Source organism: uncultured Comamonas sp. (assembly GCF_964277875.1).
GTDB lineage: Bacteria > Pseudomonadota > Gammaproteobacteria > Burkholderiales > Burkholderiaceae_C > Comamonas > Comamonas sediminis.
Genome location: NZ_CAXYJV010000050.1, coordinates 40,627 through 58,619 on the forward strand (window position 1 = coordinate 40,627; position 17,993 = coordinate 58,619).

At 63.2% G+C, this 17,993-nt stretch carries 18 protein-coding genes; 9 read left to right on the plus strand and 9 right to left on the minus strand.

Features of this window, described 5'->3' with window-relative positions:
• Nucleotides 1-63: 63 nt before the first annotated feature.
• The 4 genes from rsfS to ACHWUQ_RS21150 form a co-directional block, all read right to left on the minus strand.
• Entirely contained in the window at nucleotides 64-780 is a 717-nt protein-coding gene (gene rsfS, locus ACHWUQ_RS21135) for a ribosome silencing factor (RefSeq protein ID WP_312462819.1), read from the minus strand.
• 269 nt (nucleotides 781-1,049) lie between these two features.
• Complete coding sequence (gene hemF / locus ACHWUQ_RS21140) at nucleotides 1,050-2,009, minus strand: oxygen-dependent coproporphyrinogen oxidase (RefSeq protein ID WP_239812056.1); 960 nt, start codon at nucleotides 2,007-2,009, stop codon at nucleotides 1,050-1,052.
• A 30-nt stretch (nucleotides 2,010-2,039) separates the two neighbouring features.
• Nucleotides 2,040-3,317, minus strand: coding sequence for a phosphoribosylamine--glycine ligase (purD, locus tag ACHWUQ_RS21145; protein WP_394682367.1), 1,278 nt, complete (start codon nucleotides 3,315-3,317; stop codon nucleotides 2,040-2,042).
• Complete coding sequence (locus ACHWUQ_RS21150; RefSeq protein ID WP_133858840.1) at nucleotides 3,314-4,033, minus strand: YebC/PmpR family DNA-binding transcriptional regulator; 720 nt, start codon at nucleotides 4,031-4,033, stop codon at nucleotides 3,314-3,316. The genes purD and ACHWUQ_RS21150 overlap by 4 nt, the downstream gene beginning before the upstream one ends.
• A gap of 78 nt (nucleotides 4,034-4,111) precedes the next feature.
• Here ACHWUQ_RS21150 and ACHWUQ_RS21155 point away from each other — a divergent pair, with 78 nt between their 5' ends.
• A complete protein-coding gene (locus tag ACHWUQ_RS21155) occupies nucleotides 4,112-5,620 on the plus strand; it encodes a DUF853 domain-containing protein (protein WP_312462829.1) in 1,509 nt (502 codons plus the stop codon).
• A 62-nt stretch (nucleotides 5,621-5,682) separates the two neighbouring features.
• Here the strand turns inward: ACHWUQ_RS21155 and ACHWUQ_RS21160 are convergent, their stop codons facing one another.
• Nucleotides 5,683-6,459 (minus strand): amino acid ABC transporter permease, encoded by a 777-nt coding sequence (locus tag ACHWUQ_RS21160; protein WP_394682368.1) that lies wholly within the window; start codon nucleotides 6,457-6,459, stop codon nucleotides 5,683-5,685.
• Nucleotides 6,460-6,524: 65 nt separating this feature from the next.
• Nucleotides 6,525-7,289, minus strand: a complete 765-nt coding sequence (locus ACHWUQ_RS21165; protein ID WP_394682369.1) for a basic amino acid ABC transporter substrate-binding protein — start codon at nucleotides 7,287-7,289, stop codon at nucleotides 6,525-6,527.
• 248 nt (nucleotides 7,290-7,537) lie between these two features.
• Between ACHWUQ_RS21165 and ACHWUQ_RS21170 the strand changes: the two genes are divergently transcribed.
• From ACHWUQ_RS21170 to ACHWUQ_RS21180, 3 genes are all read left to right on the plus strand, one after another.
• Nucleotides 7,538-8,521: a threo-3-hydroxy-L-aspartate ammonia-lyase gene (locus ACHWUQ_RS21170; protein WP_312409160.1), complete on the plus strand. Its 984-nt coding sequence runs from the start codon at nucleotides 7,538-7,540 to the stop codon at nucleotides 8,519-8,521.
• 113 nt (nucleotides 8,522-8,634) lie between these two features.
• On the plus strand, nucleotides 8,635-9,267 hold the full coding sequence (upp, locus tag ACHWUQ_RS21175; protein WP_021028434.1) for a uracil phosphoribosyltransferase: 633 nt from the start codon (nucleotides 8,635-8,637) through the stop codon (nucleotides 9,265-9,267).
• Between the two features lie 151 nt (nucleotides 9,268-9,418).
• Nucleotides 9,419-9,850: a hypothetical protein gene (locus ACHWUQ_RS21180; RefSeq protein ID WP_312462842.1), complete on the plus strand. Its 432-nt coding sequence runs from the start codon at nucleotides 9,419-9,421 to the stop codon at nucleotides 9,848-9,850.
• Nucleotides 9,851-9,863: 13 nt separating this feature from the next.
• Here ACHWUQ_RS21180 and ACHWUQ_RS21185 read toward each other — a convergent pair whose 3' ends face one another.
• Nucleotides 9,864-10,391: a TIGR02281 family clan AA aspartic protease gene (locus ACHWUQ_RS21185; protein ID WP_394682370.1), complete on the minus strand. Its 528-nt coding sequence runs from the start codon at nucleotides 10,389-10,391 to the stop codon at nucleotides 9,864-9,866.
• 309 nt (nucleotides 10,392-10,700) lie between these two features.
• On the opposite strand from ACHWUQ_RS21185, the gene ACHWUQ_RS21190 reads away from it, so the two are divergent.
• Nucleotides 10,701-11,693 carry a Bug family tripartite tricarboxylate transporter substrate binding protein gene (locus ACHWUQ_RS21190; RefSeq protein ID WP_394682371.1) on the plus strand — a complete coding sequence of 331 codons (993 nt, stop codon included), beginning with the start codon at nucleotides 10,701-10,703 and terminating at the stop codon, nucleotides 11,691-11,693.
• Between the two features lie 61 nt (nucleotides 11,694-11,754).
• Here ACHWUQ_RS21190 and ACHWUQ_RS21195 read toward each other — a convergent pair whose 3' ends face one another.
• Nucleotides 11,755-12,762 carry a D-2-hydroxyacid dehydrogenase family protein gene (locus ACHWUQ_RS21195; protein WP_239812064.1) on the minus strand — a complete coding sequence of 336 codons (1,008 nt, stop codon included), beginning with the start codon at nucleotides 12,760-12,762 and terminating at the stop codon, nucleotides 11,755-11,757.
• A 487-nt stretch (nucleotides 12,763-13,249) separates the two neighbouring features.
• Here ACHWUQ_RS21195 and ACHWUQ_RS21200 point away from each other — a divergent pair, with 487 nt between their 5' ends.
• Nucleotides 13,250-13,861, plus strand: coding sequence for a gamma-glutamylcyclotransferase (locus ACHWUQ_RS21200; protein ID WP_312409164.1), 612 nt, complete (start codon nucleotides 13,250-13,252; stop codon nucleotides 13,859-13,861).
• Nucleotides 13,862-14,611: 750 nt separating this feature from the next.
• Here the strand turns inward: ACHWUQ_RS21200 and thiD are convergent.
• Nucleotides 14,612-15,466, minus strand: a complete 855-nt coding sequence (gene thiD / locus ACHWUQ_RS21205; RefSeq protein WP_312409165.1) for a bifunctional hydroxymethylpyrimidine kinase/phosphomethylpyrimidine kinase — start codon at nucleotides 15,464-15,466, stop codon at nucleotides 14,612-14,614.
• Nucleotides 15,467-15,755: 289 nt separating this feature from the next.
• Here thiD and ACHWUQ_RS21210 point away from each other — a divergent pair, with 289 nt between their 5' ends.
• From ACHWUQ_RS21210 to ACHWUQ_RS21220, 3 genes are all read left to right on the plus strand, one after another.
• Entirely contained in the window at nucleotides 15,756-16,868 is a 1,113-nt protein-coding gene (locus ACHWUQ_RS21210) for an FAD-dependent oxidoreductase (RefSeq protein WP_312409166.1), read from the plus strand.
• 37 nt (nucleotides 16,869-16,905) lie between these two features.
• Nucleotides 16,906-17,103: a sulfur carrier protein ThiS gene (gene thiS / locus ACHWUQ_RS21215; protein WP_133857360.1), complete on the plus strand. Its 198-nt coding sequence runs from the start codon at nucleotides 16,906-16,908 to the stop codon at nucleotides 17,101-17,103.
• A gap of 70 nt (nucleotides 17,104-17,173) precedes the next feature.
• Nucleotides 17,174-17,983 (plus strand): thiazole synthase, encoded by an 810-nt coding sequence (locus ACHWUQ_RS21220; RefSeq protein ID WP_394682372.1) that lies wholly within the window; start codon nucleotides 17,174-17,176, stop codon nucleotides 17,981-17,983.
• The last annotated feature ends 10 nt before the right edge of the window (nucleotides 17,984-17,993 follow it).

A 17,993-nucleotide genomic window follows, 5' to 3' on the forward strand; every position in this document is an offset into this window, starting at 1 on the left:
CCAATGAAAAAGAGCTGTCCTGCGGGGCAGTACAGCTCTTTGCAACCCGCAGGTTGAGGGGGTTTACTTGGCCTTGCTGGTTGCGCGCTTGGCTGCGGGCTTCTTGGCTGCAGGCTTGGCGGCGGCCGACTTGGCTGCGGGCTTGCTGGCCTTGGGTTTGTTGACCACGACGGTCTTGACGGTGGCAGCAGCACTGGTCTTCTTGACTGCAGGCTTCTTGGCGACGGTGCCAGAGATCTTCTTGACCGCGGGCTTCTTCGCGGCAACCTTCTTTACCGGTGCAGCAGCCGCGCTGTCAGCGGAGGCAGTCTTGCGTGCAGCGGGCTTTTTCTTGCTGGCTTCGGTGTCCGCAGCGGCTTCGGCCTGGGCCTTGGCAGGCTTGGCGGCCTTGGGCTTGGCAGCGCCCAGCTTCACGCGCACCGGCGTATCGCCCCACATCTCTTCGAGGCGGTAGTACTGGCGAATCATCGGCTGCATGATGTGGGCGACGACAGGGCCGCAGTCCACAATGATCCACTCGCCGTTGTCTTCGCCTTCGGTGCGTGGCTTGGGAAAGCCCGCTTCCTTGACGGCGTCCTTGACGCTGGCCGCCAAGGCCTTGGTCTGGCGGTTCGAGGTACCTGCGGCCACGATCACGCGCTCGAACAGTGGCGACAGGTGCTCGGTATTGAAAACCTGGATATCTTGTGCTTTCACATCTTCCAGCCCATCAACGATGGCACGCTGCAGCAATTGCACAGATTTCTTGGCAGTGGATTCGGATTTTTTGGCGGTGGTCATCAGTAGGTGATGGATGAAAGTGTTTCTACTATAGCGCGTGTTGCAGTTATTGTTGATCGCGTCAACACGCAGTGACAAAAGGGCAAAGCCTTCAAGAGAAGCTGCCGCGCAGCCTGCAATGGGGCATGCGCATGGCCAGCGGAAAGCGAATTATACGCAAGCTGCGCCAAATGGCGCTCTGGTATGGCCTTGCGGCATGGGCGCCGGGCCAGCGAAAGGCGTTCGGGCCTACCCCTCTGGCACGGAACCGGCAGCCCTGGCCGGCTTGTTCACAGCCAATCACGCGGCTGCAAAAACTCCGCCAGCAAACGCGCTTCGGGCGAGCCCTCAGGGTCCTGGCGCTGGTAGCTCCAGCTGGCCATGGGCGGCATCGACAGCAAGATCGATTCGGTGCGCCCGCCCGACTGCAGGCCAAAGTGGGTACCCCGGTCCCAGACCAGGTTGAACTCCACATAGCGACCGCGCCGGTAGAGCTGAAAGTCCCGCTCGCGCTCGCCATGGGCCTGGTCCTTGCGGCGTTGCACGATCGGCAGATAGGCCTTCAAAAAGGCATCGCCCACCGACTGCAGCATCGCAAAGCCGCCTTCAAAGCCCAGCTCGGAGAAGTCATCAAAAAAGATGCCGCCGATGCCACGCGCTTCGTTGCGGTGCTTGAGGAAGAAATAGCGGTCACACCACTGCTTGAAGCGCGGGTACAGATCGTCACCGAAAGGCGCCACCGCATCGTGGCAGACCTGGTGAAAATGCTGCGCGTCTTCGGCAAAGGGGTAGAACGGCGTCAGGTCCATGCCGCCGCCAAACCAGCAGGTGGCGGGCTGGCCGGGGTGGCCTGCGGCAATCATGCGCACGTTCATGTGCACGGTTGGCACATAGGGGTTGCGTGGATGGAAGACCAGCGACACGCCCATGGCCGTGAAAGGCGCACCCGTCAGCTCGGGCCGGTGCTGGGTGGCCGAGGGCGGCAGCTGCGGGCCCCGCACCTGCGAAAAGCCCACGCCTGCACGCTCGAACACCGTACCGCCTTCCAGGATCTTGGTCAGCCCCTGGCCTTGCAGCTTCTCACCGGGCGCCTTTTGCCAGGCATCGGCCAGAAAACGGACATTGCTGCCTGCCTCCTGCTCCAGCGCTTCAACCGCATCGGTGATGGAGGCCTGCAGCGACTGCAGATAGGCGGCCACCGCCAGGGCCTGGGCCCCGGCGTTCAGTTGGTCAACGGAAGAAGACAGCATGTGCCTGGCTCCCTGTGGGCTTGAAGACCGTCACTTGACCGCGCGGTAGCCGATGTCGTGGCGGTATTGCGCGCCATCGAAATGCACCTGGGCGGCAGCGGCATACACGCGCTGCTGCGCCTGCTTGACGTTGTCGGCCAAGGCGGTCACGCACAACACGCGGCCACCGCTGGTGACGGGCTTGCCATCCTGCACCGTAGTGCCGGCGTGGAAAACCATCACTTCTTCTTCGTCCTCGGGCAGGCCGGTGATCACATCGCCCTTGCGCGGTGCATCCGGGTAGCCATGGGCAGCCATCACCACGCCCAGCGCGGTGCGGCGGTCCCACTGCAGCTCGATCTGGTCGAGCTTGCCGTCGGTGGCAGCCTGCAGCACATCGACCAGATCGCTCTTGAGGCGCATCATGATCGGCTGGGTTTCCGGGTCACCCATGCGGCAGTTGAACTCCAGGGTCTTGGGGTGACCGGCCTTGTCGATCATCAGACCTGCGTACAAAAAGCCGGTGTAGGGAATGCCGTCCTTTTCCATGCCACGGATAGTGGGCAGGATGATTTCGCGCATCGCGCGGGCATGCACATCGGCCGTCACCACCGGGGCGGGCGAGTAGGCACCCATGCCACCGGTGTTGGGGCCCTGGTCGCCGTCCTTGAGGCGCTTGTGGTCCTGGCTGGTCGCCATCGCCGCCACGCTCTTGCCGTCGCACAGCACGATGAAGCTGGCCTCCTCGCCGTCGAGGAACTCCTCGATGACCACGCGGGCGCCGCCGTCGTTATGGGCGACGCCGTACTTGTTGTCCACCAGCATGAAGTCGACGGCATCGTGCGCTTCCTGGGCGGTGGTGGCCACCACCACACCCTTGCCGGCAGCCAGGCCGTCGGCCTTGACGACGATGGGCGCACCCAGCTTGTCGATATAGGCATGGGCCGCCACCGGATCGCTGAAGGTCTCGTACTGCGCCGTCGGAATGCCATGGCGTGCCATGAAATCCTTTGAGAAAGCCTTGGAGCTCTCCAGCTGCGCTGCGGCCTTGGTCGGGCCGAAGATCTTCATGCCGTGCGCGCGGAACTCGTCCACCACGCCGGCGGCCAAAGGCGCCTCGGGGCCGACGACGGACAGCTGCACACCGTTGTCCTGTGCCCATTCGCGCAGCTGGACCACATCGGTGATCGGCAGGTTTTCCAGACGCTTGTCGCGTGCGGTGCCTGCGTTGCCCGGGGCTACATAGACCTTGGAGACCTTGGGCGATTGCGCCAACTTCCAGGCCATTGCGTGTTCACGGCCGCCGCCACCAATCACAAGTACCTTCATAGCGCCGCGTTATGGTAAACATCTTGAACATCATCCAGATCTTCCAGCGCGTCCAGCAACTTTTGCATCTTGGCCGCACCTTCCTCATCCAGATCTACGGTATTTTCGGGGCGCATCGTCACCTCGGCCACCTCGGGCTTGAAGCCCGCTGCCTCCAGCGCATTGCGCACTGCCTCAAATTCTGACGGTGGCGTCAGCACTTCGACGGCGCCCTCCTCGTCGGTGATCACATCGTCGGCGCCGGCTTCCAGCGCCACTTCCATGATCTTTTCCTCATCGGCACCCGGTGCAAACACGAGCTGCCCCAGGTTGCGGAACTGGAAGGACACCGAGCCTTCGGTGCCCATGTTGCCGCCATGCTTGCTGAAAGCATGGCGCACATCGGCTACCGTGCGCACGCGGTTGTCCGTCATCGTGTCGACAATGATGGCCGCACCACCGATGCCATAGCCTTCATAGCGGATTTCCTCGTAGGTCACGCCTTCGAGGTTACCGGTGGCCTTGTCGATGTTGCGCTTGATGTTGTCGGCCGGCATGTTGGCGGCCTTGGCCTTGTCGATGGCCAGGCGCAAACGCGGGTTGGCGCTCAAATCTGCGCCGCCTTGCCGCGCAGCGACCATAATTTCACGAATGATACGGGTCCAAACCTTGCCGCGTTTTTCGTCCTGACGACCCTTGCGGTGTTGAATATTGGCCCATTTGCTGTGTCCTGCCACAGAATTTCCTTTGCTATTGTTTTATCTAGCTAGACTGCGATTTTACTTTTGACTTTGATGCTGGAGAGGAAACCTACGATGGCTGAACCCCTACTGGTTGCCAAAAATGGCACAACGGAGTGTTTTTTGCTTCCTGGCCTGGCCAATCGACACGGGCTGATCACCGGCGCGACCGGCACCGGCAAGACTGTAACCCTTCAGACATTGGCCGAGGGATTCTCGGGCATTGGCGTGCCGGTGTTCATGGCCGATATCAAGGGTGACTTGACCGGCATCAGCCAGGCGGGCCAGATTGGCGGCAAGCTGGCCGCCACCTTGCAAGACCGTGGTATTGGCCTGCCCACGCCCAAGGCCTGCCCCACCACGTTATGGGATGTGTTTGGCGAGCAAGGCCACCCGGTGCGTGCCACCATATCGGACATGGGCCCGCTGCTGCTGGGCCGCATGCTGGACCTCAATGACACGCAGATGGGCGTGCTCAACCTGGTGTTCAAGATCGCCGATGACAACGGCATGCTGCTGCTCGACCTCAAGGACCTGCGCGCGATGCTGTCTTACGTGGGTGAGAACGCCAAGCAGTTCACCACCGACTACGGCAACATCAGCTCGGCCAGCGTGGGCGCCATCCAGCGCGGCCTGCTGCAGATCGAGCAGCAAGGCGGCAACAGCTTCTTTGGCGAGCCGATGCTCAACATCGACGACATGATGCAGACCGTGGGCACGCAGGGGGTGGTCAACATCCTGGCAGCAGACAAGCTGATGAATTCGCCGCGCCTGTACTCCACCTTCCTGCTGTGGATGCTGTCCGATCTGTACGAGAAGCTCCCGGAAATTGGCGACCCCGACAAGCCCAAGCTGGTGTTCTTCTTTGACGAGGCCCACCTGCTGTTCAACGACGCGCCCAAGGTGCTGCAAGAGCGCATCGAGCTGGTCGTGCGCCTGGTGCGCTCCAAAGGCGTGGGCGTGTACTTCGTCACGCAAAACCCGCTGGACATTCCCGACAGCGTGCTCGCCCAGCTCGGCAACCGCGTGCAGCATGCGCTGCGTGCCTTCACGCCGCGCGACCAGAAGGCCGTCAAGGCCACGGCGACCACGATGCGCGCCAACCCGGGCCTGAACATCGAGACCGCGATCACCGAGCTGGCCGTCGGTGAGGCGCTCGTGAGCTTTCTCGACGAAAAAGGCCGCCCCAGCGTGACCGAGCGCGTCTATGTACTGCCGCCGGGCAGCCAGATTGGCCCCATCAGCACCGAGCAGCGCCAGGCCTTGCTGAAGAACTCGCTGGTCGCGGGCGTCTATGACACGCCGGTGGACCGCGAGTCGGCCTACGAGATCCTGAAGGCTCGCGCTGGCCAGGCGACCGCTGCAGCAGGCGGCAAGGCGGGTGCAGGCAGTGCCGCTGGCGAGGATGGCGGCCTGATGGGCAGCATCAACGACATCCTGTTTGGCACCACCGGCCCGCGCGGCGGCAAGAAGGATGGCATTGTGCAGTCGATGGCCAAGTCCACCGCCCGCTCTTTTGGCACCAAGCTGGGCAACCAGATTCTGCGCGGCGTGCTGGGCAGCATCATGGGCGGCAAAAAGTAGCCTGAGGCGCACCGCAAAGAAAAAGCCGGCAATGCCGGCTTTTTTGCGTGTGCGCTGCGCTATCAACTGCGGTCGGTGCGCGCCATATGGTTTTCCAGCGCCCGCAGGCCCAGGGTCAGCATGAAGGTCATCAGCCAGTAGGCCAGCGCAACGGCCAGGTAAGGCTCCCAGTAGCGGCCATAGGCACCGGCCACGGTACGCGCGGCATAGGCCATCTCGGCCAGGCCAATAGCAGAGACCAGCGAAGTATCCTTGAGCAGCGAGATCATGTTGTTGCCCAGCGGAGGCAGCATGCGGCGGAAAGCCTGCGGAATCACCACATAGCGCATCATCTGGCCATGCGTCATGCCCAGCGACATGCCCGCCTGCTTCTGGCCAATCGCGATCGACTGGATACCGGCGCGGAACACCTCGGAGATGTAGGCCGCCGAGTTGAGCGTCAACGCCACGACACCGGACATCAGCGCGCCATGGTCCTGCTTGAGCGTGCGTGCCAGGTCACCGCTGATGAACAGCCCGTTGACCGGGTGCACGAACAACGGCATCACCGCAAAATGCATCAGCAGGATCTGCACGAACAGCGGCGTGCCCCGGAAGAAGCTGACATAGGCCGTCGAGGGCCAGCGCAGCAGGTATTTGCACACCCCCTTCCAGGGCTGATGGCGGGTATCAGCCAGGCGTGCGAGCGCGAGCATCAGGCCCAGCGCGCAACCCATGATCACGCAGGCCACCGTCATGCCGATGGTGACCATCGCGCCCTGCCAAAACATCTGCTTGTATTCCACCAGGATGTCGGGGCGGAACCAGCCGAACCACTCTACGGGGGTGTTGTTGTCCATCAATCAATTCTTTCAAACAAAATGACGGCCAACGGGCCGTCATTGCAGCGGACATCGCGGCGGCCTTACTGAGGCTTGTAGTCCTGGTTGAACCACTTCTTGTAGATCACGTTGTAGCTGCCATCGGCGCGGATGGCGGCCAGGCCGGCGTTGATCTTCTCCTGCAAGGCCTTGTCGCCCTTGCGCACGACGATGCCGAAATGCTCCTTGGGGAAGCTGGTGTCATCCACGGTCTTCAGCGCGGGGTACTGCGAGACGCGGTAGGCGATAACACCGTTGTCGCCAATGGCGGCATCGACGCCGCCGGCTGCCAGCTCGGAGATGATCAGTGGCGTGCTCTCAAAGCGGCGGATATTGGGGCTGGTCTTGCCGACTTCACGGCTCAATACATCGTCGCCAGTCGAGCCGCTGACCACCGAGACCTTCTTGTCCTTGAGGTCCTTGAGCGAAGCCACCGCGCTGTCCTTGGGCACCGCGATCAGCTGGCGGGCGTCAAAGTACGGCTGCGAGAAGTCAAAACTCTGCTTGCGCTTGTCATTGATGGTCACGCCGGAGATGACAAAGTCCACATCGCCATTATTGAGCGATGCGAAGATGCTGCTGAAAGGCGTGTTGACGATGCGCAGCTTCATGCCTTGCTGCTTGGCAATGGCATTGACGATGTCGATGTCAAAACCGACGATCTGCTTGTCCTTGTTCTCGAATGCAAAGGGTGCGTAGGTGGCGCTGGAGGCCACCACCAGATCACGGCCCTGCGCTTGCGCGGCACCGCCGGCCAACACCGAGACCGCTGCAGCGCCCACGGCCAGCGCAAATTTTTTATTCCACATACCCCAACCTTTAGCAACATAAGCTCATACAAGCGGCCGATTATACGTAAACGCTTGCAGACAGCGGCGGCGAACGCACGGTGGCCAGCGCGGCTCTGTCGTTGCGCACAAGCGGGGCCGCCCGCATGCCAAGGGGATTGCGCAAGCCGATGCGCTGCGCTGCCCCAGAACGGACCGCCAGAGCGACACCGAATCGCCAAAAAGCCACTACCATGAATCCCTTCGACGCCTCTGCCACCTGACCGACCATGAACGCCTCTGTCCACGCCACCCCCCTCCCCACGTTTGACGATGTGCAAGCGGCTGCCCAGCGCCTGCAAGGCGTTGCCCACCGCACGCCGGTGATGCGCTCATCCACCCTCGACAAATTGACGGGCGCAGAGTTCTTCTTCAAATGCGAGAACTACCAGCGCATGGGTGCCTTCAAGTTCCGGGGCGGATACAACGCGCTGGCCCGCTTCTCGCCCGAGCAGGCGCAGCGCGGCGCACTGGCTTTCTCCTCGGGCAACCATGCGCAGGCCATCGCCCTGTCTGCCCGCATTCTGGGCATGCCCGCAGCCATCGTGATGCCCGAAGACGCCCCGGCCGCCAAGCTGGATGCGACCCGTGGCTACGGTGCCGAGGTCATCACCTATGACCGCTTTACCGAGGACCGTGAAGCGATCAGCCAGCGCATTGCCCAGGAGCGCGGCATGACCTTGGTGCCCCCCTACAACCATGCCGATGTGATCGCCGGCCAAGGCACCAGCGCGATGGAGCTGTTCCAGGACGTGCCCCAGCTCGACTACCTGTTTGTCTGCCTGGGGGGTGGCGGCCTGCTGTCGGGCTGCCTGCTGTCGGCCAAGGCCATGGCGCCACAGTGCAAGGTCTACGGCGTCGAGCCAGAGGCCGGCAACGATGCCCAGCAATCGCTGCGCAAGGGCGAGATCGTCAAGATCGCCACACCCCGCACCATTGCCGATGGCGCACAGACCCAGGCATTGGGCGATCTGACCTATGCCATCATCCGCCGCGATGTGACCGACATCGTCACCGCCAGCGACCCGCAGCTGGTGGACAGCATGCGTTTTTATGCCGAGCGCATGAAGATGGTGGTCGAGCCCACCGGCGCGCTGAGCCTGGCAGGCGCACGCTTTGGCGGTGTCGATCTGCAGGGCGCCCGCGTGGGCGTGCTGATCAGCGGCGGCAATGTGGACCTGGGCCGCTACGCGCAATTGCTGGGGGCTGCATGAGGGGCCATGCACCACGCAAAAGCCTCACCATTCGGTAAATATATTCGCAGGCCGCGCACGCCTTCGGGCCTGCGCTGCTACCATTGCGGCCAAAAATGACATTGGCAACTACCATGAGCACCGTTCACCTCATCGACCACCCGCTGGTCCAGCACAAACTCACGCTGATGCGCCGCAAGGAAGCATCCACCAACAGCTTCCGCCGCATGCTCGGCGAGCTGTCCACCCTGATGGCCTACGAGATCACGCGCGACTTCCCGCTGCAGGACCTCGAGATCGAGACGCCGATGGAAAAGATGGTCGGCAAGGTCATCGACGGCAAGAAACTGGCGCTGGTCTCCATCCTGCGCGCCGGCAATGGCTTTCTCGACGGCATGCTCAACGTGGTGCCCGGCGCCCGCATTGGCCACATCGGCCTGTACCGTGACCCTGAAACCCTGCAGCCGGTCGAGTACTACTTCAAGATGCCCGACAACATGGGCGAGCGCGATGTGATCGTCGTGGACCCGATGCTGGCCACCGGCAACTCGGCCGCCGCCGCCGTGCAGCAACTCAAGGACAAGTGCCAGCCCAAGTCGATCAAGTTCATGTGCCTGCTGGCCGCGCCTGAAGGCATCAAGACCATGCAGGCCGCCCACCCCGATGTGGACATCTACACGGCTGCCGTGGACCGCCAGCTCAACGACCACGGCTACATCCTGCCGGGCCTGGGCGACGCGGGCGACCGCATCTTCGGCACCAAGTAAGCCCAGCCCCACGGCATGCCCACCACGCGCTGGGCATGCCAGACGCCGCAGCCTGCCCGCCAGTGTCTGCGCGTAAGACAAAATCTCACATACAGCGCACGGCGACTTTGGTTAAATGGCGTCCAGAGCATCTCCGTCTGGAGGCCCCACCATGAGCTACCACTTGCTGGTTTTTGCGCCCGCCGCTGCACCCCGGGAACCCGCGGCCTTTGGGCTCTGGTTCCAGGCGCAGACCGAATGGCCAGAGCACCATGACTACGAGGACCCAGCGGTTGCCACGTTGTCGCTCAAGGCCTGGTGCCTGGACATGATGCAGCGCTTTCCGCCGCGCAGTGGCCCCTACCGCGAAGAACTCCCCCCCGACGACAAGAGTCTGCTGGCCGACTACAGCATTGGCCGCAATATTGTTTTTGTCGCGGTGCAGCCAGCGCAAGCCGGTGCCGCGCTGGAGGCGGCCCGGGAGTTGGCCGCTCGGCACTGCGTCGGTTTGTACGAGGCCAGTGCATCACCGGCGGCTGTGCGCCTGCCCGACGGCAACAATGGCCTGCAGGCGGCGTTTGACTCCAGGCCGGTGATGGGCTGAGCCACCGCTGGCCTCACTCGCCGTCGCGGGCCTTGAGCACCATGCTGTTGCCCGAGATGCTGACATCAAAATAGCGCAGAAAATTCTGGCCCAGCAGCGCATCGCGTGCGCTCTCTCCGGTGTAGCCCGTGCCCACCCGCAAGCCATTGACGGCCAGCGGCCCCACCTCAATCCGTTCTGCCCGGCTCATCATGCCCTGGCGCACACCATTGGCGGTTTGAAAGCTGATCGGCACGCCCTCGCCCAGATTGGCATGCTCGGCGACGGCATCGGTGATGCTGATCAGGCTGGCGCCCGTATCCACCATGAACTGCACCGGCACCCCGTTGACCGAGCCCGCGACACGGAAATGGCCATCGCGGTCGCGGGGAATCTCCAGCACGCCATGGGCCGAGACCTTGCCCTCGCTGGGCTTGCGATAGACCTCGGTGACGAGGTAGATGGCGAACATCACCCCGATCCAGATGGCCAGCAGCATCCAGGTGGTGCGGCGGTTGGCTTCAGGCGGGGTGCGCTGCGGCCCCGGGGACCCTGTGGGCACGGGTGCACCGGTCCAGGATGGTGGCAGAGCGGCGCCTGCGGACTGAGCAGCGGCAGAAGAATCGGGGCGTCGGGTGCGTAATCGGCTCATGGATCAGGGTTTTTCGCCTACGCAAGCAAACTGTGCGGCGGCCGGGGACAAAGCATGAATCATACTGGCATGGACCAGGCCACGCTGCTGCACTGTGCGCTGGCGCTTGCAGCGCTTTATTCGTCGCAGGCCACTGCCGCCAGGCGGACAGGCCCAGCGCCTCGGGCGGGTGCCGTCTGGGTTAGGATGGCCGCCAGTTACCACCTTGCCCCGTTTTTCATGACCATCGACCGCCGCCACCTGCTGCACTCCCTCGCGGGCTTTGCCGCAGCCACTGTCCTGCCAGCGGGCTGGACCAGCGCCCATGCTGCCCCGACCCATTGGCCCAGCAAGCCCCTGCGTTTTATCGTTGGCTACCCGGCCGGCTCCTCGCCCGACATGCAGGCGCGCATGATCGCGCAGCCGCTGGCACAGATCCTGGGCCAGCCGGTGGTGGTCGACAACCGGCCCGGTGCCAGCGGCAATATCGGTGCGGACCAGGTGGCCCGCGCGACCGACGACCACAGCTTTGGCATAGTCGGCAACGGCCCGCTGACCTCGTCGCAGGCGCTGTATGCCAAGCTGCCCTACGACCCGGTGAAGGATTTTGCGCCGCTGGCCCTGGTGGGCGTCTCGCCCCTGGCCTGGGTGGTGCCCGCCAGCGCCGGCGCACAAACCGACAAGGCACTCGCCAGCCTGCGCCAAAAGGGCAATGCGGCCAGCTACGGCTCCACGGGCCTGGGCTCCGGCGGCCATCTGGGCATGGAGCTGCTGAAGGACGCGCTGCACTTCGATGCCGTGCATATCCCGTTTACCGGCGCTCCCGGTGTCGTCTCCGCACTGATGGGTGGCCAGCTCGATTGCGCACTGCTGCCCATCTCGTCGGTGCTGCCGCTGGTGCAAAGCGGCAAGCTGGCGGCGCTGGCCGTCACCTCGGCCCAGCGCACGCAACTGATGCCGCAGACGCCCTCAATGCGCGAGATCGGCGCCCAGGATGTGAATATCGAAGTCTGGAATGCGCTGATGGCCCCGGCCAGCATGCCTGCCGCCATCCGCACCCCGTTGAGCGATGCGCTGCTGAAGGTGCTCAACTCCGCCGATATCCGCGATCAACTGCTGCGCCAGGCCTGGACCCTGGACGATGCATCGCCCACCGCACTGCAAACCCGCATCAGCAGTGACCGCAAGATGTACAACGCCCTGATCGCGAAAAAGAAGCTGCAGCTGGAGTGATTTCCGCGCTGCGCCAACAACCAGGGCCCTCGCAGGGCCCTTTTCTGTGCATCCAACGGTTTTAGCGGCGAACCTGCAAGGCACCCGGATTGACGATGTTCGACGGCCGCCCCTTGATGAAGTTGACCACGTTGTCAAAGGCCACGCCGAAGTACTGCTCGTAGCTGTCCTGCTCGACATAGCCGATATGGGGGGTGCAAATGCAGTTCTCCAGCCGCAGCAACGCATGGCCCTGCAGGATTGGCTCGCTCTCGAACACATCCACCGCCGCAATACCGGGGCGTCCCCGGTTGAGCGCCGCAATCAGCGCATCGGGCTGCACAAGCTCGGCCCGAGAGGTGTTGACGAAAGTGGCCGACGGCTTCATCTGTGCCAAATCCTCAAAACTGATGCAGCCCTTGGTCTGCTCGCTCAGGCGCAAGTGCACGGTCAGCATATCGCTGTTGGCAAAGAAGAACTGCTTGCTGGACGCCACCTTGTGGCCGTCCGACAGCGCCTTGGCACGCGAGGCATCGCTGCCCCAGACCAGCACATCCATGCCAAAGGCCTTGCCAAAACCGGCAACCAGCTGGCCAATGCGGCCGTAACCCCAAATGCCCAAGGTGCGGCCGCGCAAAACCGTACCCAGGCCAAAATTGGGCGGCATGTTGGCCGCCTTGAAACCCGACTGCTGCCAGGCGCCATGCTTGAGGTTGGAGATGTACTGCGGCAGCCGGCGCGCAGCGGCCATGATCAACGCCCAGGTCAGCTCGGCAGGCGCGACCGGCGACCCCACACCCTCGGCCACGGCCACGCCGCGCTCGGTGCAGGCTGTCAGATCCACATGGGAGCCGATGCGCCCCGTCTGGGCAATCAGCTTGAGCCGGGGGAGCTTGTCGAGCAGCAGGCGGTTGATATGGGTGCGCTCGCGGATCAGCACGATGATGTCCGCATCCTTGAGGCGCACCGACAACTGGCCCAAGCCCTTGACGGTGTTGGTATAGACCTTGGCCGAATAGGCGTCGAGAACAGACGCGCACTGCAGTTTGCGCACCGCATCCTGATAATCGTCCAAGATCACAATATTCATAGGAAGGACCATTCTCGTTGTATGCCCGCCAGGCGGCCTTGCCCCACGCATGCCACCTGTACCCACCAGCCCGCCGGCAGCGGAAATCAGCAGGAAACCGATTTCCAAGCACAGGCCAGCCCCGCATCAGCTATGAACATCATAGCACTGAATAATTCTGCGTCTTAGTCAGGCAATCAGGCAAGCAGCCAAGGCCCTGCTCTGCAGCGGCTGGGCAACACAGTGGGCCTGCCGTCGCAGGATCGCGGCCCGCCATGCTCCAACATCCCCCGGGCTTGTCATCGCCCAGGCCCTCTACCGCGTTAGGTAGGCGGTGTCCGACATCGCCAAACTGTTGCTTTCCACGCAAAAGATGATGCCAGACACCCAGCAGCCCTAGCGTTGGCACTGGTCAAGCGCTATAACAATTGCTTATCTCTTAGTTTTGTCGGTCGATACCACTATGACGAATTTGGTCGCCTCCTCCCGCAGCCGTTGCCCGCAACAAATGTTCGCGCAAACTATGCAGGAGTGGGGAGGAGCGGATGACCTGTGGGTTTTTGCCTACGGCTCGCTGATCTGGCGCCCGGAGTTTGAATTTCTGGAATGCCGCCACGCCAGGGTCTTTGGCTGGCACCGCGCGCTCAAGATGTGGAGCCACATCAACCGCGGCACGCCGGAATGCCCTGGCCTGGTGTTTGGCATGTTCTCGGGCGGCAGCTGCCGGGGTATGGCGTTTCGCATTGCCCGCCAGCATGTGCCGGAAATGATGCCACGGCTGTGGCAGCGCGAGATGGCGACCGATTCCTATGACCCCAAGTGGCTCGACTGCCAGACCGACGACGGCCCCGTCAAGGCGCTGGCTTTCACGTTGTCCAAGTCCAGCCCGCGCTGCACCGGCACCTTGAGCGAAGAGGACTACCGCCGCATCTTTGCCCAGTCCTGCGGTATCTACGGCACGACCTTGGACTATGCCGAGTCCACCTATACGGCCCTCAAAAACCGAGGCATTCAGGACCGGGCGCTGGAGCGGCTGCTGCGCCTGTCCGCTTCGCGCTCCGGCGCAGGCCAGGACGTTCGAGGCCAGCAACGCCTCAACACTGAGCGCTCTGCCGCCTGACCTCCCAGCGACCGCTGCACCCTGTGCCTGGCATCAGGGTAGTGGGCGTTCCGGCGCCTCACCATCAGACGCAGAAAAACAAACACCCCGCCTTCCCTGAGCCAGACGGCATCGGAAGCGAGGTGCATGTTGAGGCGGGTGGACAGTCTTTCGACCATCCAAGGGGGGGGAACGAAAGGCTCCGCGCCCTATTCGCAAGTAACGGCTCCATCAAGGAGCCGTTTACTGGGGTGGCTTGCCGAGTTCAGCATCAAGGCAAGCACGATAAAGAGTTACTGGCGCCAGTGCTTAGCGCTTGCGATCACGTTCGTCTTCTGGCCAGATGCTGAAAACATTTGCGGTGGTCATGTGAACAATCTCCTAAAGATGGTTGTTCAACGCCGGGGCCTACGACGCGGTTGACAGCAGGCTCCACAAATTTGAATGTTTACGCACTGTTTACCTTCTAATATTTAACCCATGAAAAACAACAATGAAAAATGTATCAAAAGCTTGATTCAGGCTACATTTTCAGAGATTTATTTATATTTATCATGAACTTAAATCGTAAACATAGAAAGTAACTTAAATTAACAGCAACGCCCTTCCATGACCGTTAAATATTGCATTTCGTCGTAATATCGACATATTTTAGGTCATTTCGATCTTAAATTATCGATTATTTCGCCATTTCGACATAAGTACGGACGAAAAATCGACTCCACCGCCACCCTCACCGCTGCTTACAGAAGCGCTGCCGAGCGCATGCATTCAACGCACAATCACCTGCTTTTGCGGGTTCCAGCCATGGTTCAGCGGGCCATGGCCCTGGCCGGTATGCACGTCGGCACCCGACGCGATGGCGCCCAGGATGTACTGCCGCGCCAGGCTGACGGCCTGCGGCAGTGGCTGCCCCAGGGCCAGTTGACAGGCAATGGCCGATGACAAGGTGCATCCGGTGCCATGGCCGTTATGGGTGTGGATGCGGGTGGAGGCCAGACGAAGGCGCTCGCCGTCGGCCGTGGCCAGCAGGTCCACGACCTCATCGCCGGGCAAATGGCCGCCTTTGATCAGCACCGCCTTGGCGCCCAGTGCCAGCAAGTCCTGCGCGGCCTGTTCCAGCTGATCGGCGTGTTCCAGGCGGCGCCCCAGCAGCAAACCCGCCTCGTCCAGGTTGGGGGTGATGAGCGCAGCGCGGGGAAACAGCTCCCGCACCAGTTCACCTACCGTTGCCTCGGCAATCAGCCGATCTCCGCTGGTAGCGACCATCACCGGATCCAGCACCACATGGGGCAAGGCATAGCGGTCAATCGCAGCGGCAACGACCGCCACAATCTCGGGCGCGTGCAGCATGCCGATCTTGACCGCATCGCAGCCAATGTCCTCGAGCACGGCGTCCAGTTGCTCCTGCAGGAAAGCCGGCGGCACGCCATGGATGGAGCGCACGCCCTGCGTGTTTTGCGCCGTCAGCGCCGTGATCGCGGTCATGCCAAAGCAGCCCAGCGCCGACATGGTCTTCAGATCCGCCTGGATACCGGCCCCGCCGCCGCTGTCGGAACCCGCAATCGACAGCACCCGTGCATAGCGCGGCAAGGAGACGGGAGAAGAAGGATTCAGTGAGGCCATGGCAGCAGTCCAAAAACAATGCCGGGCAACACTGGCCCGGCCTGGCCAAAATTATCCACGATTGTGACGACGGCTTGACGCAGGCCCATGCCCCCGGCGCAACGCTGTGTTGTAATGCAGCCTGAGACGAAACAGGGGTGTCCCTGCAGCAGTTTGGCTGCAGCGCGACTGAGATCAGACCCTGGAGCGAGCCACCACGGCAGCGCTCCGCAACCCGATCCAGGTCATGCTGGCGTGGGGAGTTTTCGGCAGCTGCGCGCACTGTTTTGTCTATTGCCAAGCACAAAACATGTCCTCTCACCCATTCATTTCTCCCCAAGCCCGCATCGCCATCCTGGGCGGTGGTTTGCTGGGCCGGCTGATGGCGCTGGAGCTGTCGGGCCGGGGATTGTCCATCGACCTGTACGACCGGGGCGGCCCGGAAGCCGAACACGCCGCAGCGCGCGTGGCCGCCGCGATGCTCGCGCCCCTGGCCGAATCGGCCGTGACCGAGCACGGCGTCGTGCGCATGGGCCAGTATGGGCTGCAGCGCTGGCCGCAGCTGCTTGCACAGCTCGATACGCCGGTGTTTTTGCAACAGGCTGGCACCATGGTGGTCTGGCACCGCCAGGATGCGCCTGAAGCGCAGCGCTTCCGCGGCATTTTGCAGCGCACCCAGGCGGCCATCCCCGACCTGCCGCCTTTGCAAACGCTCAGCAGCCCCCAGATCGCCGAGCTGGAGCCAGCGCTGGCAGGGCATTTCCAGGCCGCCTACTACCTGCCCGGCGAAGGGCAGCTGGACAACCGCCAGCTGCTGGCTGCGCTGGTGCCTGCGCTGCAGGCCCGGGGCGTGCGCCTGCACTGGCACCAGGCGCGCGGGCTCGATGACTTTGCGCCCGGCGAGCAGGGCCAGCCCGACCTGCTGATCGACACCCGTGGCCTGGGCGCCAAACCGCAGTGGAGCCAGTTGCGCGGCGTGCGCGGCGAAGTGCTGCGCGTGCATGCCCCTGAAGTGCAACTGCGCCGCCCCACGCGCCTGATGCATCCGCGCTACCCGATCTATATTGCACCCAAGCAGGACCACCATTTCGTCATCGGCGCCACGGAGATCGAGTCCGACGACATGTCACCGGCCAGTGTGCGCTCGGCCATGGAGCTGCTCAGCGCGGCCTACACCGTGCACAGCGGCTTTGCCGAGGCGCGCATCCTGGAGATCAACACCCAGTGCCGCCCGACTTTGCCCGATAATCTGCCAGCCATCCGCCAGGTACGCCCCCGGGTGCTGGAGATCAATGGCCTGTACCGGCATGGCTTCATGATCTCGCCAGCCGTGCTGGACTGCGCGGTCGAGCTGCTGCTGACCGGCCAAGCCCCGCTGGCCACGCGTTTTGACATGGATGTGCGCCTGCTCGCGGCCGCCTGATGGACCGCAGCCCTATGATGAGCCTAGAACGATGACGATACAGATTCTCTTGAACAACCAGGCCACGGCCTTACCCGAAGGCGCCACCATTGCCGTGGCGCTGGCCCAGTTGCAGCCGCGCCCGCCGTTTGCGGTCGCCGTCAATACCGAATTCGTGCCCAAGGGCCAGTACGACAGCCGCCAGCTGCACGCAGGCGACAAACTGGAAGTCATCTCACCGGTCACCGGCGGTTAGGCTGCCCAACGCCCTCCGCGCGGTTCGACACCCTCCGCGCCCCTGTCCCGCATTTACCAAGGCCTTTGCCATGAACGCCCTTTCCTCTCCCGATGACGCGCTGGTGCTGTATGGCCAGCGTTTTCAAAGCCGCTTGCTGCTGGGCACCTCGCGCTATCCATCGCCTGCCGTGCTGGAAGCGGCCGTCGCCCGCGCCCAGCCGGCCATGGTGACCGCATCGCTGCGCCGCCAGGGCAGCAATGCGGCAGAGACCGGCAGCGATTTCTGGGCGCTGCTCAAGCGTCTGAATGTGCCGGTGCTGCCCAACACCGCCGGATGCATGCGCCTGCAAGAGGCCATCACCACGGCCCAGATGGCGCGCGAGGTGTTTGAGACACCCTGGATCAAGCTGGAGCTGATTGGCGACGACTACACCCTGCAGCCCGACACCTTGAACCTGGTGGAGGCCGCATCCATCCTGATCAAGGACGGTTTCCAGGTGCTGCCCTACTGCACCGAGGACCTGGTGCTCTGCCAGCGCCTGGTCGATGTGGGCTGCCAGGCCGTGATGCCCTGGGCCGCGCCGATCGGCACCGGCCGTGGCCCCGTCAACCCCTATGCGATGCAAACCTTGCGCGAGCGCCTGGACGTACCGCTGATCTGCGATGCAGGCCTGGGGCTGCCCAGCCATGCCTGCCAGGTCATGGAATGGGGTTTTGACGGCGTGTTGCTGAACACGGCCGTCGCCTTGTCGCAAGACCCGGTCGCGATGGCCGGCGCCTTTGCCGACGCCACCGCCGCCGGCCACGCCGCCTACCGCGCCGGCGCGATGCAGGCACAGGACATGGCCCAACCCAGCACGCCGGTGCTGGGCACGCCGTTCTGGCACCAGAGCCACTGAGAGACCGAGC